Genomic DNA, 14,338 nt, shown 5'->3' with positions numbered 1-14,338 from the left:
ATAATTTAGGTTTTAGATCTTAACCTTTAGGTTTAACAACCGATATATACGGTTCATTTTCAAAAATTTTTATTGCGTTGTCCAGTATATCTTTTTTGCTTTGGGCATTAATTATATTAACAATATTATCAATATCTATTATCTTATCAAATGCAAGATAATAATCCAGAGCCAAAAATCCAAAATTAAGGCTATTTTCTGTTTCAAGCATATATCTTCCTGATAATCTTTTTTTACCATATTCAATCCATTTTTCTATATCTTCCATATTTTTTAAATTATTGATAGTATCAAAGATTATACCGTTTAAACGTTCAAAGTTTTCCGGTACTGTGGCTGCAAATATATTAAATACACCTGTTTCATTATAACCAGAATAATCTGCAGATATTTCGTATGCAAGACCTGCTTCTTCGCGTATTCTGGTAAATAACAACGAGCTCATTCCGCTTCCTAAAAATGTTTTTAATACCATAGAAGGATAAAAGTCCTTTGACATTTTTGATGGAGCTTTAAATGCATATGAAACATATATTTGAGATAATTCTTCTTTTTCCTTTTCTTTTCTTTGCACAGATTCCTTAAAAACCGGACTGTTAAATTTGTTTTTCTTTCCTTTTCTTTCAGGTAATAATGAACCTATTTTTAAAACAAGCTTTTCAAGTTCTTTCCCAGGTCCAACAAGCATTAAAACTGTATTTTCAGGTGTATATTCACGACTATAATAATCTTTTAAAATTTCAGCATTTAATTTTGAAACGCTTTCTTTGGTTCCCAATATCGGATTGGCAAATGTATTTGAAAACATTATTTTATTTAATTGTTCAAAAACATTATCAACTGGTTCGTCTTCATACATTGCAATTTCATCTAAAACTATTCTTTTCTCTTTTTCTATCTCATTTTCATCAAATTTTGCATTAAAGATAATATCCATTATTATTTCCAGTCCTATTTCAGAAGCTGTTAATGGAACTTTTGCATAATATGCTGTAAGATTCTTTCCGGTAAATGCATTTATTGAACCACCAAATTCTTCTATAGGCCTTTTTATTTCAACCATATTTCGGTTTTCTGTACCTCTAAAAACGGAGTGTTCAATTAAATGAGAGATTCCCATTACTTCTTCTGTTTCATGTGATGAACCATTTCTTACTGCAGCAATAACAGAGACACTCCTGATGGTGTCTCTGGGAAGTAACAAAACTTCTAATCTATTATCTATAACAACTTTTTCAATCATTCTTTTCCTCCGGCTTTTTTTCATAATGTCTTCGATTATTATTATTTCTTCTTGGAGCTGTTGGTTCTCCAAATTTTTTTAACTGAATCTTTCCACTGTCATCTATACTGATTACTTCAACCTTTATTACATCACCTATTTTAAACCCTTTTATAGCTTCTTTGGCGTCTTTTCCAAGGTTTGAGATATGCAATAATCCCTGTTTCCCCGGCAATATCTCAACAAATAATCCGTAATTTTCAATTCTTACAACTTTCCCATCAAAAGCTTCACCGGCTTTTACTTCTTTTATGATATTCTGGATATAATTAATTGCTTCTTCTATTTTCTTTAAATCAGTACCACTAACCTTTGTAAGACCTGTTTCATCATCTATTGAAACCTCTACATCATAATCTTTTCCAATACCTTTAATTACTCTTCCACCTGGTCCTATTACTTCTGAGATTTTATCAAGTGGAATTGTCGTTGTTTTAATAAGCGGTGCATATGGTGATAACTCTTTTCTTGGTTCAGGAATTGTATTATACATAATGTCAAGAATATGCAATCTTGCTTTCTTAGCTCTATCTAAAGCTTCTGTTAATACTTCTTCATTAACCCCAGCAACCTTAACATCCATCTGGAACGCAGTTATTCCATCTCTTGTACCTGTAACTTTAAAGTCCATATCTCCAAGATGGTCTTCCATTCCGAGAATATCTGTTAAAACAACAAATTTATCGTCTTCAAAGATAAGCCCCATTGCAACACCGGCAATATGTTTTGGCATTGGAACACCTGCATCCATTAATGCCAATGAACCTGAACATACTGTAGCCATTGATGAAGAACCGTTTGATTCTAAAATTTCAGAAACCACACGTATAATATATGGGAATTCTTCTTCTGAAGGCAATAAATTCTTTAAAGCTCTTTCAGCAAGATGTCCATGTCCAATTTCCCTTCTGCTTAACCTTAAACCCTTTACTTCACCTGTGGAATAAGGTGGGAAATTATAGTGAAGCATAAATCTTTTTTCGCCTTCTTCGAAAACTGTATCTATTATTTGAACGTCAAATGGCTGACCAAGAGTTACAACACCTAAACTCTGTGTTTCTCCTCTTGTAAATAATGCTGAACCATGTGTTTTTTCAAATAATCCAACTTCACAGGTTATAGGTCTGATTTCATCTATTTTCCTTCCATCGGCTCTGGTATTTTCTTCTATAATCATCTTTCTCATTAACTTTTTAATAGCATCATCAAATGCTTCTTTTAAGAATTTTTTATTTGCTTCATATGTTTCATTGTCCCATTTTTCAACATATTCACTCTGGAATCTTTCAAGCAATTCTTTTTCATAACTTCCAAGAGCTTCATCTCTATCCTTTTTACCTTTTACAAGAATTCTTTTCTTTAATTCTTCATTATCTATTAATTTTTCAAAATCTTCAACAAAACCTTCTGGAATTTCCGGTGGAACAACTTCCCATTTTTCTATATTAAATTCAGAAATTACTTTTTCCTGAAATTCCACAATTTGCTTTATTGCATCATGAGCAAACATTAAAGCCTTTACCATTTCTTCTTCTGATACTTCTAAGGCTTCACCTTCAACCATTGTTATTGCTTCTTTAGTTCCTGCAACAACAATATCCATCCTGCTTCTTTTTAACTCCTCCTGAGTTGGGAATACAATAAATTCACCATCTACATATCCAAGTCTAACACCTGCAACCATACCTTCAAATGGAATTGGTGAAACATTTAATGCAAATGATGCGCCTGTTATACCCCATGTTTCTATACTATCATCATTATCCATTGATAATGCAGTTACAATTACCTGAATATCATTATGAAAATCCTTTGGGAATAATGGTCTTATAGGCCTATCTATAAGCCTTGAAGACAATATAGCCTCTTCACTTGGCCTTCCTTCTCTTTTTACAAATCCGCCAGGAATTCTACCTATTGCATAAAATTTTTCCTGGAACTCTACTGTTAATGGCAAGAAATCAACGCCTTCTTTTGCTTCTTTTGAGGCAGTTGCTGTAATAAGTATCGCTGATTTCCCATATCTTAACAAAACAGATCCATGAGCCTGTTTCGCCATCTTTCCATGTTCGATTACAAGCTTCCTTCCAAATAATTCTGTTTCCCATACCTTCATTTATATCACCCCTTTTATTAAATTATAACATAAATAGTAGATTTATCCAATATTTAACATATTATAAATCAAAAAAGTTTGCTAAAATATTCAAATATTTTTATTTTTCTTTACAATAAAAACAATCCCGGACCGTGAAAGCCCGGGATTGTTTTTATATCTTAAATTGATTTAATTTTTCATTTAATTCATCCACTAATTTCGATAATTCCACCGATTTTTCACTTACACTTTCCATATCTTCGCTTTCTAATTCTATTTCTCTTGTAATTTCAGTAATTTCATTTGAAATTTCAAGAATCATCTGAGCAGTTTTATCGCTTGCTGCTGCCATTTCTTCTGTTGAAGCGCTTTGTTCTTCTGCACTGGCAGTTAATCCTTCAACTCTCATATTTATGCTTTCAACTCTTTCGAGAATCTCTTCAAACTTCTCTTTGACCTCTTCTGCACTCTTTTCAACATTTAAAATTACATTTACTGTTTCGTCTGTTGCCTTATTTGCCTCAGCTGCACCGTTTCTTATTTCATTTAATATCACCGCTATTTGTTCTGTAGCTTTTTTACTTTCTTCTGCAAGTTTTCTAATTTCATCGGCAACTACAGCAAAACCTTTTCCTGCTTCTCCTGCTCTTGCTGCCTCTATTGCTGCATTTAATGCCAATAAATTAGTTTGTTCTGTTATATTGGTTATGGTATCTACAATCTCTCCAATATTCTTCGCTTTTTGAGCTAATACTGCAACAGTTTTTTCCGTCTGTTTAGATTTATCAACTGCTTCACTGATAATTTCTGTAATTTCAATTATCGATTTTTCACCATTTTGGGTTAGTTCAGTTGTTATATTTACCTCTTGAGAAATTTCAACCGCTGTTTCAGAAACATTCTGTGCTGCTGTTGATACTTCATTAACCCCAGAGGTTAATTCTTCTGTGGTAGCAGCAGCATTTTCAGCATTATTTTCTATTGTTCTTGCTTTATCTAAAATATCTTCATTTGCTGCACTGGTTTTTTCTGAAATATCTGCAAGATGATTTGATGATTTTTCAATTCTATCTCCTGCTTCTCTTAACCAGATAAATGTATTTCTAAGATTTTCCGTCATGTTCTTCAAAGAATTGGTAATCATTGCAACCTCATCTTTACCTTTAGCTTCAAACTTAACTGTAAAATCACCCTCTGCAAATTTATCAACTTTTTTACTTAATTCCATCAATGGATTTGATATTCTCCTTGCAAATATTACAGACAAAACAATAGATAAAATCAAAATAACAAAAGATGTGATTATAAGAATATTTTTTACGTTATTAGCAGATCTTAATGCTTCCAATACAGAAACTTCAGATACAAAAGCCCAATGAATATTTTTAAATTTAAAAGGTGCATATGCACTTAATACTGTTTTACCTTCAAAATTTTTGGTTATTAAAACTCCAGATTCACCATTTAATGCTTTTTTTACAGGTTCTGTTTCAACTTTTTGACTGAGAATTGTATTTAACCCTGCAATATTATTTCTCATTAAATAATCGTTTCCTACAATATAAGTTACACCTGTTTCCCCCATACCGCTATTATCCTGTAAAATTTTATCTATTTTTTCAATATTAATTCTTAATACTAAATAACCATATAATCCAAAATCTTCATCTTCAACCTTTATACCTGCAAAAAATCCCGGTTTACCAAAATAATTTCCTATTTTTGAAAAATGCACTTCATTGTCATTCTTTTCTTTTAAAGTCCTGTATAATTCAGATAAAATCGTATTTGCCTTATTTAAATCTGTTGCAAAATCTTCATTTTTACTTACCGAATACAAAACTAACCCTTTTGGAGAAATTAATAATAAATCGCTATACCCTTTTATATTAATAAAATCTCTAAAATCCTTCTGTAAATCTGAATGCATTACACTATAATCATAAAAAGTGCTCATAACTTCATCAGAAAAACCTGTTTTATCAAATTTTTCGTCATAATAATAGTCATATAATTGCGATTTGTCTTTGTATGGATTTTTTTCTATATAAATTTCTCTTAATGTCTTCATTATTGTATCCAATGTCATTACGTTCATAAAATCTTCAAAAAGATTTGAAGCATTAAAGAAACCATCCTTTATTTTTTCAAAATTTCTTACATATTCAAGATCAGAAGTTGTTTCTTCAAGTAAATTTCCTATAAATTCCATTTTTAAATTTCTCGCCATAATTAATTTATCTGTAAAACTCGCTTTTAAAGATTTTTGTGAATTTAAAATACTAATCCCCGAAAATGCCAATAATACCACCAAAAGCGATATTACAAAAAATGCCATAATCTTTCCCTGTATTTTCATGTTTTACCCCCTCGTTTAAATAATTTACAATTTATTATTATATCATCTGATACATTAATTTTCAAATAGCATCTTTGTTCTTTTTTTGGAAAATATAAATTCTTTCTTCAAATAATTGTGTGATATAATATCTATAGGCAAAATATAATAATATAATAATTGAAGGTGGCTTTAATGTTAAAAAAAGTAAAATTCTTTTTTAGAAATCTCTGGAAAGACCCTGGAAATAGATTATTAAGTATAATATTTGTTTTTATAATCCTTATAGGTTTTGTTTTATATTTTGCAGAAGTTGGTAAAAACCCGGAAATTAATAGCCTTTTTGATGCTTTCTGGTGGTTAATTGTTACTATCGCCACTGTTGGATATGGTGATATTGTGCCTTCTACTACTTTAGGAAAAACAATAGGAATGATTACAATAATTACCGGTGTAACTTTATTCTCTCTTATTTCAGGTAGTATTGCTTCAATTCTTGTTGAACTACGTATTCGAGAAAGGAAGGGGTTGGGTTACGTGAAATTTAAGAATCACATAGCAATATTGGGATGGAATAATCATCTTGAAAAAACAGTAGAAGCCATGAAAAAATTTATAAATGCCTCTGATTATAATCTTGTATTGGTAAACCAGGCGGAAGAAGAGGATTATGAAGATTTTCGTTCAAAATTTCCAGATTTAAATATAAAGTTTATTCATGGAGATTTTACAAAAGAAAACGTTTTAAACAGAGCAAATATTGCCCATGCAAAATATATTATAATACTTTCTGACACATATGGCGGACGAAGCCTGGAAGAATGTGATGAAAGGACATTAATAAGCATCCTTCTTATACGAACTATAAATAGTGAGGCTAAAATATTCGCTGAAGTTATAAAAGAAGAAAAAGCAAAATACATACTAAGAGCAGGAGCAGATGATATAATTTTAAGTAATGAATTTAATTCGGTACTATTATCTTCTGCACTAATATCTCCAGCATATCATATGCTAATGAGGGAAATTGTTTCTTTGGAAAATATGAGAGTAAAATTAATGCCAATTCCACGCTCTTTTATAGGAAAAACTTTCAAAGAGCTTTTTGAACACTTCAAACAGAAAGAAAACGCGCTTGTAATTGGTACATTAACAACCAAAAAAGAATTTACCATTAATGATCTTTTAAATTCCGATAGTTCTATTGACAATTTCATAAGACAGAAATTCGAAGAAGCAGAAGAAGACTTCTTTGAAGAAGAAGAAAAGAAAGAAAATTATGAATTAAATCTCAATCCAAATGACGATTATATTATTTCTGAAAATGATTCACATGTATTTGTGATAAAGTAGGTGATATTATGGCTGATATAGAATTTTTAAGCAAAATACAATTGTTTAAAAATTTAAACCACTCCCAAATAAAAAAAGTAGCAAAAATTCTAAAACCTATAAAATTTAAAGCCGATGAAATTATAATCGCCGAAGGAGAAAAAGGAGATACAATGTATATTTTCAAAAAAGGAAAAGTTCAAATAACCCATCAATTAACCCTTCGAACCGGTTCCAATCATTGGGAAGAGGGAGAAAAATCAATGGCCATTTTAGATGCCGAAAAAATTAATTTCTTTGGCGAAATGTCTCTTGTAACTGGTTCTCCACGTTCTGCAACAATAAAGGCATTAACAGAATGCGAGTTATATGAGATGTCAAAAGAGGATTTTGAAAAATTAGCAGAAGAGAATCCAGATATTGGATACAAAATCATGAAAGAAATTGCAGCTGTTTTATCACATAGAATTGAAGGATTAAACGAAAATATCTTAAAGCTAACAACAGCTCTAAGTATTGCACTTACCAAAAAGAAAAAATAGCCCGAAAAAATTCGGGCTATTTTTACAGTTATAACATTTTTCTAAATATATAATTTACAACAACCTGAATTGCTTTTTCATTAAATCCACCTTCGGGAATTATAATATCTGCATACTTTTTAGTGGGTTCTACATATGCATCATGCATTGGTTTAACTGTATTTGTATATTGCTTAATTACAGAATCCAAATCTCTTCCTCTTTCTTTTATATCCCTTTCAAGCCTTCTAATAAACCTTATATCGTTTTCTGTATCAACATATATAGCAAGATCATACATTTTTCTTAATTCTTCGTAATACAGGGCAAAAATACCTTCAACTATTATTATTGGTTTTGGTTCAAACTTCACAGATCCCACACGGGTAAATTGAGAAAAATCATATTCAGGTAAATCGATAACTTTATTTTCTTTCAGCATATTTAAATGTTCAAACATTAATTCATTTTCTATCATACTTGGATGATCATAATTATGCTTTTTTCTTTCCTCCAAAGTCTCATGGCTTAAATCCCTATAATAATTATCCATAGGCAATATCTCGCAATTTTCGGTTCCAAGAATTTCCCTCATTTTATATGCTACTGTTGTCTTTCCTGAACCGGTCCCTCCTGCTATACCAATAATATACATTTAATTCACTCCTTCATCTTTTTTGAATTGAACTTAATTCCAATTAAAATATATACCACAAATAATCCTATAATCCAATAACTTTCCTGAAGGCTTAAATTAGAATTTCTTTTTAATATTTCATTGGTTCCTATTTTCAAAGTTAGAATTTCTTCAAAAAAATAAACACTAAAAAACGATGCTATACCTGAAAAAATAATCAAGGTTAAATAAGAAATTATTTTATCAAAACTCTTAAATAATAAAATGGAAACAATTAATCCAAAAATGATTGAAAATCCCCAAGGAATATATTCAGGTTTTACAGATTTTAAAAAATCCAATTTATCCATTAGTCCGGGAAAAGAAGTACTGATAAAATCATATAATCCATAACCTATCATTCCACCCAAAACAAAACCGGCAATTTGAACAGAAGACTTAAAAAAACCATATGTTAATAATCCAATAATTATAGAAAAAATTAAATAAGCTATTCCTTCATTTCCCTTAATATATCCGAGAAATTGTTTTGAATATTCCCAATCAATAATAAATGGTATTATAAATAAATAACTGCTCAAAAATCCAATAATAAAGAAAATCAACTTTGAAACCTTTTTATAAAATAAAATAGAAAGCAGAGAAACTCCCAGAATTATATACCATGAATCGGCATATGTATATAATGAATTCAATGCTTCTGGAGCCATGTTTGTTATTGTAGCAATAATACTTTCCTCCATTTACTCACCCCCTGAATAATAAAAGATAACTTTTCTTTTATTATACCATACTACTATCATAAAACCATTGAAAAAATAAAAGTTCTTTAAAAATATTTATTTAGAAAACTGAATAAAAAGATTCTCTCATGCGACTCGATTGCTAATCCTCAAAAACTACTCATATACGCGGGGTCGCTCAGATTCCCCTTCCCTGGGGAAGCTTCGCTCAAAAAAACATCCTGTTTTTTTGTCCCTCTTCATTCGCAGTTTTTTTCAGGCAATCTTCGAGCATTCGTTCATCTTTTTATTCAGTTTTCTTTTTATTCTACTTATATAATAAAATATAATAAGAAAATAGATATAATAATATGAGCGAAGGTAAAAGGTTTTAGAAGCAGGTATTAAACAGTCGGAAAAAATAAAAGCGAGTGAAGGCTCGCAGAGTGCCTGATTATGTAAAAGAAAGTAGAAAAATAATATGAACGAAGACTAAGAATTTCCCGAAGCGTAATGCAGAAAATTCGGGTTGGAAAAACAGGACGTTTTGGAAAGCGAAGCACTTCATGGACGAAGTGTCTGAGCGTGCCCGAATTTTCAAATGGAGCAAGGATCAGAAATTCTTGCCGTCTGAGTGAATATTATTTTTCTACTTTCAAAGAGAATTTTCGAAGATCAGCACTCAAGTCACCTGAACAAGCTTTTATTTTTTCCATCCCCCTCTTTTTATCAATTAATAGTAACGATTGCTATAAAATTTAGTAATGATTATATTTAATAAAATAAAAATAGCTATATATAAATTATTATAAAAATTCTGAAATTAATTTTGAACCTTTGAACCTACAAAAAAATTTATCGTCATATATAGTGGAAGTCGATGAAAAAGAAAAAAATGAAAAAGGAGGGGATAATATGAGCGAAATCAGAAGATATGAAAACAGAAACTTCTTTGAACCATTTGAAACATTAAGAAGAGAAATTGAAAGATTATTCGATGATTTTGGAACATTAGATACATTAGAAAGACCTGTAATGCCTGTAGCAATGCCAAAATTAGACATTTACGAAACAGAAAAAGAAATAGTAATTGAAGCAGATGTTCCAGGATATGACAAGAAAGAAATCAACATAAAATTAGATGATGACATATTAACAATTTCAGCAGAAAAGAAAGACACAAAAGAAGAAAAAGGCAAAAATTACTTAAGAAGAGAAAGATTCTTTGGAAAATTTGAAAGAGCTATAAAACTTCCAGATTACATAGACTATGAAAAAATAAAGGCTCACTTTAAAGATGGTGTTTTAAAGATTGAAATTCCTAAACTTCCAGAAAAGGTTAAAAAGTTCAAAGAAATTAGTATTGATTAATAGATAAAATTACATTACCCCCTTTATTAAAACAACACCCCTGATTTTCAGGGGTGTTGTTTTTATTTTAATTCATATTTTTCATCTTTAATTATATCTATAAATTCGAATTTTATTGAGTCATTTATTTCAACTATTAAAATACTATGTGGAGTATTATTCTTTGGCAAAGAAACACTTCCCGGATTAATAATTGTTATATCTTCTTTTTCTTCAAATTTAGGAATATGCGTATGTCCATGTATTAAAAATTGGCATTTATATTTTTTAGCAAGATTTTCTGCATCCTCAATTGTAGGATCCCAGCCATGTGTGAAGAAAAAATTAAATGAGCCATAACTTTCCACAGCATATGGAACCGGTTCAGGTATATTTAATAATTTCATATCTATTTGAGAATCACAATTACCTGTAATAAACGTTTTTCTTTTAAATTCATTTAATTTTTTAGATAATTCCATAGGATTATAACCTTCAGGCAAAGGATTTCTTGGTCCATGATATAAATAATCACCAAGATGGATAACTCTATCTGCTTCTTTTAAATACTTATACGCCTTTTCAAAATAAAACAAAGAACCATGTGTATCGCTTATTATAGCAAGTTTCATTTTTGCACCTCCAAAAAATACTTTTATTTAGCACATTTATATTTTATCATAATTTTACAATAAAAATAAAAATATGATATAATTAAGAAAAATCAACTATTTGAGGGGGAAAAGGTATGGAAATTTTATTTCTTGGAACAGCCGCTTCAGAAGGATATCCAAATCCTTTTTGTTCCTGTGAAAACTGCCAGAAAGCACGTGAAGAAGGTAAAAAAAGCATTAGACTACGTTCAAGTGTTTTAATCGATGATAATCTATTAATTGATTTTGGACCTGATATAGTAGCTTCTGCAAATAGATTTGGAAAGGATTTAACAAAGGTAAAACATATGCTTATAACTCATGGTCATTCAGATCATTTATTCATAAAAAACCTCGATTACAGAAATCCTGTTTTTTCCGGAACGTTCGATCAATTAGATCATGTTGATTTAATTGTTCCAAACAAATTGGGTTCAATAATAAAAGAAAGAACCGAATTACATAAAATCAGTCTTATGTCAGTAGAACCTTTTATTACACTACATATAAATGGATATATAGTATATACATTAAAAGCAAATCACACTTCAGAATACGGTGAAACACCTTTAAACTTCCTTATTGAAAAAGATAATGACTGGCTATTATACGGAGTGGATACAGGCATTTTTCTCCCGGAAACAATAGAATTTATAAAAGAAAAATTAAATGGAAAGATTATAAATAAAGTTATTCTTGATGCCACAATGGGAATTAACAAAAAATATCAATTCCATATGGATTTTGAAGAAGTTATTTCAACAAAAGATTTTTTTGAAAAAATGGGAATTATCGATAATAACAGTAAAGTTATCGCTACACATTTTTCTCATCTTCACAATCCAATTCACTCAGAATTAGAAAAATTATACTCAACTAAAGGTATTATAACTGCTTTTGATGGACTTAAAATAAAATAATCGGACGGTTTTAACCGCCCGATTATTTTTTATATATTTATTACTTATTTAATGCTGTTTTTATCTTTTCAACTGCTTCTTTTAATGCCTGTGCAGGTTCTGCCTGACCATTGATAATCTGGCTTAAAGCATCACCCATTGGTCCCCATACTGCACCCATTTCCGGAACATTTGGCATTGGTTCTCCGCCAGCTGCACTCTTTACAAATCCATCTACTATTTCTTTTGGAACTGGTCCGCCTTTTTCTTCGATTATTGCTGCTACATCTGTTCTTGCTGGCAATCTTGGATCTGCAAGATAGAACTGATATACTCCTTCTTTTGTTGCAAGATAATTAATTACAAATTCTTTTGCCAATGCTTTGTTTTCGCTTCTTGCATTTATCATTAATCCCTGTACTCCAACAAATGGTTTTCCATAATGTCCATCTGATAATTCTAATTCTGTTAATGGTAATACTCCAAAATCAATACCAGCATTTATATAATCTTTTACTGCCCATGGTCCATTGATTATCATTGCTGCTAAACCATCTTTAAACATTGAATCCATTGTTCCATAATTTGCACCCTGTGGAATTAATCCTTCATCAAAGAATGATTTTATTAATTCTGCCCCTTTAACTGCACCTTCATTTGCAAGCCCTATATCTGTTGTGTCATATCCATTTTCTTTTGTCCATTTAAATACATATCCACCATTTCCTGCTATAAATCCATATGAGAAATAGAAGTTACCTGCATCATATACTAATCCTAATGTTTCATCTGTTGTATATTCTGCTGCTAATTCTTTTAATTCTTCTATTGTTTTTGGTGGTTCTTCAACATAATCTTTATTGTATAATAATGCAACTGCTTCAATTGCATATGGAACACCATATAATTTTCCATTTACTGTGAACGCATCTAGTCCTGATTTTGCAAATTTATCTGTTTCTATTGCTGAAAATGGAATTGAATCAATAAGTCCATTTGCTGCTAATTCTCCAACCCAGTCATGAGCCCCTATAATAATGTCTGGACCTTCTCCTGCCTGTGCTGCTGTTAAGAATTTTGATTTTATATCTCCAAAGTTTACCTGTTGTACTTCAACTAATATTCCTGTATCTCTTGTAAACTTTTCTCCATATGTTTTTATGAAATCTGCCTGTTTTTCTGAACACCATATAACAATTTTGTTAGATGCTGCAAATGATGTAATTGCAAAAATTACCAATAATAAAATAATACCAAACTTTTTCATCTAAAACCCTCCTTTGATGTTTATATATCTTTTTTGTAACAAGTTACAAAATTAATTATAACACAAAAAATACTTTTTTCATTTACTTTTTCCGGTATTGTAAAGCCAAAAATGTCGATAATATTCAAATATTCTTAATAAAATTTCAAATTCTTTATTTTATAACTAAAAATAGCATATTTTGGTATTCAATTTTATATCCAATAAAAAACCGATTATATATCTCATCTGTAAATAAAGTCGATTCTATATCAAAAGTTGCTGCATTATCTATATATGAAAAAGAATTAATATCAAAGTTTGTTTTAAGCATATTTTCTATTGTTTTATATTCTTCTGTTGAAATATCCTCAACTTTTATTCTTATTGGCAATCCATTTGCAAGATAATCCATCCATTTTTTTATTATTTCCATAGAAATATCATCGCTTATTAAAGAAGAAACCTTATTAATAGCTCTATTTATTGCACCATCAACAGTTATATCAGCACCACTGGAATTTTTCGCCATACCTGTTATAAGCTTTCCATTGCCAACCCAATATACTTTTAAATCCAGATTAGCTCTGGCTGTTTTTAAACCTTGATATTCTCCTAAATATTTACTATGTATATCTCCAACAATCAAAACATCAAAATCAAATAACTCCTTACTTAAGTCAATAGAATTGTAACTTTTCAATTTATATTTCATAAGTTCATTACTATGAACAACGTTAAATCCATATTTTTCAGTTAGTTCACTGGCAATTATATTTTCTGGAGAAAAATTATACTTAAGACTATTCTCTTCAAAAACATGTATTAATATTCCTATTCTTGGTTTTCTCATCTGTTGTAAAATATAGAAATAATCTTCATCTGGAATTTCTGGAGAAACATAATATTTTACTTTTACCGTGAATATTCCATCTTTTTCACTTTTTTCCAGAATTTCTGATTTCTTTATAAATCCATATGTTTTTGATAATATTTTTTTATCCACTAATTTATAATTTCTCACAGTTGTTTGACTATAAACCTTCATACCTACAATATTTTGCAACGCCTGAACCCTTGCATTGGCCTCAGCATCTTTATAACTTATTCCTTCTCCAATTACCACTATTTCTTTATATAATACTTCTGAAATATTGCTAAAACTTTTAAATATATCTTCCTTTTTATTTTGCTGACTCGAACATCCTGAAAAAATTATTAATAAAAATAATAAAATTAAAAAAACTGTTTTTCTCATTT

General features: G+C 29.9%; 12 protein-coding genes. 4 read left to right on the top strand and 8 right to left on the bottom strand.

Annotation, left to right across the window (positions count from 1 at the left end; genetic code table 11):
* Window positions 1-19: 19 nt before the first annotated feature.
* From LN42_RS07525 to LN42_RS07515, 3 genes are all read right to left on the bottom strand, one after another.
* Entirely contained in the window at window positions 20-1,243 is a 1,224-nt protein-coding gene (locus LN42_RS07525; protein WP_014296920.1) for a pitrilysin family protein, read from the bottom strand.
* Window positions 1,236-3,398 carry a polyribonucleotide nucleotidyltransferase gene (gene pnp, locus LN42_RS07520; RefSeq protein ID WP_014296919.1) on the bottom strand — a complete coding sequence of 721 codons (2,163 nt, stop codon included), beginning with the start codon at window positions 3,396-3,398 and terminating at the stop codon, window positions 1,236-1,238. Before pnp ends, LN42_RS07525 begins: the two co-directional genes overlap by 8 nt.
* A gap of 154 nt (window positions 3,399-3,552) precedes the next feature.
* Entirely contained in the window at window positions 3,553-5,739 is a 2,187-nt protein-coding gene (locus tag LN42_RS07515; protein ID WP_075780656.1) for a methyl-accepting chemotaxis protein, read from the bottom strand.
* Between the two features lie 174 nt (window positions 5,740-5,913).
* Here LN42_RS07515 and LN42_RS07510 point away from each other — a divergent pair, with 174 nt between their 5' ends.
* Entirely contained in the window at window positions 5,914-7,071 is a 1,158-nt protein-coding gene (locus tag LN42_RS07510; protein ID WP_014296917.1) for a TrkA family potassium uptake protein, read from the top strand.
* Window positions 7,072-7,079: 8 nt separating this feature from the next.
* Window positions 7,080-7,592, top strand: coding sequence for a cyclic nucleotide-binding domain-containing protein (locus tag LN42_RS07505; RefSeq protein WP_014296916.1), 513 nt, complete (start codon window positions 7,080-7,082; stop codon window positions 7,590-7,592).
* A gap of 28 nt (window positions 7,593-7,620) precedes the next feature.
* Here the strand turns inward: LN42_RS07505 and udk are convergent, their stop codons facing one another.
* On the bottom strand, window positions 7,621-8,226 hold the full coding sequence (udk, locus tag LN42_RS07500) for a uridine kinase (RefSeq protein ID WP_014296915.1): 606 nt from the start codon (window positions 8,224-8,226) through the stop codon (window positions 7,621-7,623).
* A 5-nt stretch (window positions 8,227-8,231) separates the two neighbouring features.
* Window positions 8,232-8,951 (bottom strand): hypothetical protein, encoded by a 720-nt coding sequence (locus LN42_RS07495; protein WP_075780655.1) that lies wholly within the window; start codon window positions 8,949-8,951, stop codon window positions 8,232-8,234.
* Window positions 8,952-9,845: 894 nt separating this feature from the next.
* Between LN42_RS07495 and LN42_RS07490 the strand changes: the two genes are divergently transcribed.
* Window positions 9,846-10,301: an Hsp20/alpha crystallin family protein gene (locus LN42_RS07490; RefSeq protein WP_014296912.1), complete on the top strand. Its 456-nt coding sequence runs from the start codon at window positions 9,846-9,848 to the stop codon at window positions 10,299-10,301.
* 62 nt (window positions 10,302-10,363) lie between these two features.
* Here the strand turns inward: LN42_RS07490 and yfcE are convergent, their stop codons facing one another.
* Window positions 10,364-10,912, bottom strand: a complete 549-nt coding sequence (gene yfcE / locus LN42_RS07485; protein WP_075780654.1) for a phosphodiesterase — start codon at window positions 10,910-10,912, stop codon at window positions 10,364-10,366.
* A gap of 116 nt (window positions 10,913-11,028) precedes the next feature.
* Here yfcE and LN42_RS07480 point away from each other — a divergent pair, with 116 nt between their 5' ends.
* A complete protein-coding gene (locus LN42_RS07480) occupies window positions 11,029-11,853 on the top strand; it encodes an MBL fold metallo-hydrolase (RefSeq protein ID WP_075780653.1) in 825 nt (274 codons plus the stop codon).
* A 40-nt stretch (window positions 11,854-11,893) separates the two neighbouring features.
* Here the strand turns inward: LN42_RS07480 and malE are convergent, their stop codons facing one another.
* Complete coding sequence (gene malE, locus LN42_RS07475; protein WP_014296909.1) at window positions 11,894-13,099, bottom strand: maltose/maltodextrin ABC transporter substrate-binding protein MalE; 1,206 nt, start codon at window positions 13,097-13,099, stop codon at window positions 11,894-11,896.
* Window positions 13,100-13,253: 154 nt separating this feature from the next.
* Complete coding sequence (locus tag LN42_RS07470; RefSeq protein ID WP_014296908.1) at window positions 13,254-14,336, bottom strand: hypothetical protein; 1,083 nt, start codon at window positions 14,334-14,336, stop codon at window positions 13,254-13,256.
* Window positions 14,337-14,338: the final 2 nt, after the last annotated feature.

Source organism: Marinitoga sp. 1137, from assembly GCF_001941525.1.
Classification (GTDB): domain Bacteria; phylum Thermotogota; class Thermotogae; order Petrotogales; family Petrotogaceae; genus Marinitoga; species Marinitoga piezophila.
Note: the sequence above shows the minus strand (reverse complement) of the source record. Positions and strands in the feature narration are given on the sequence as shown.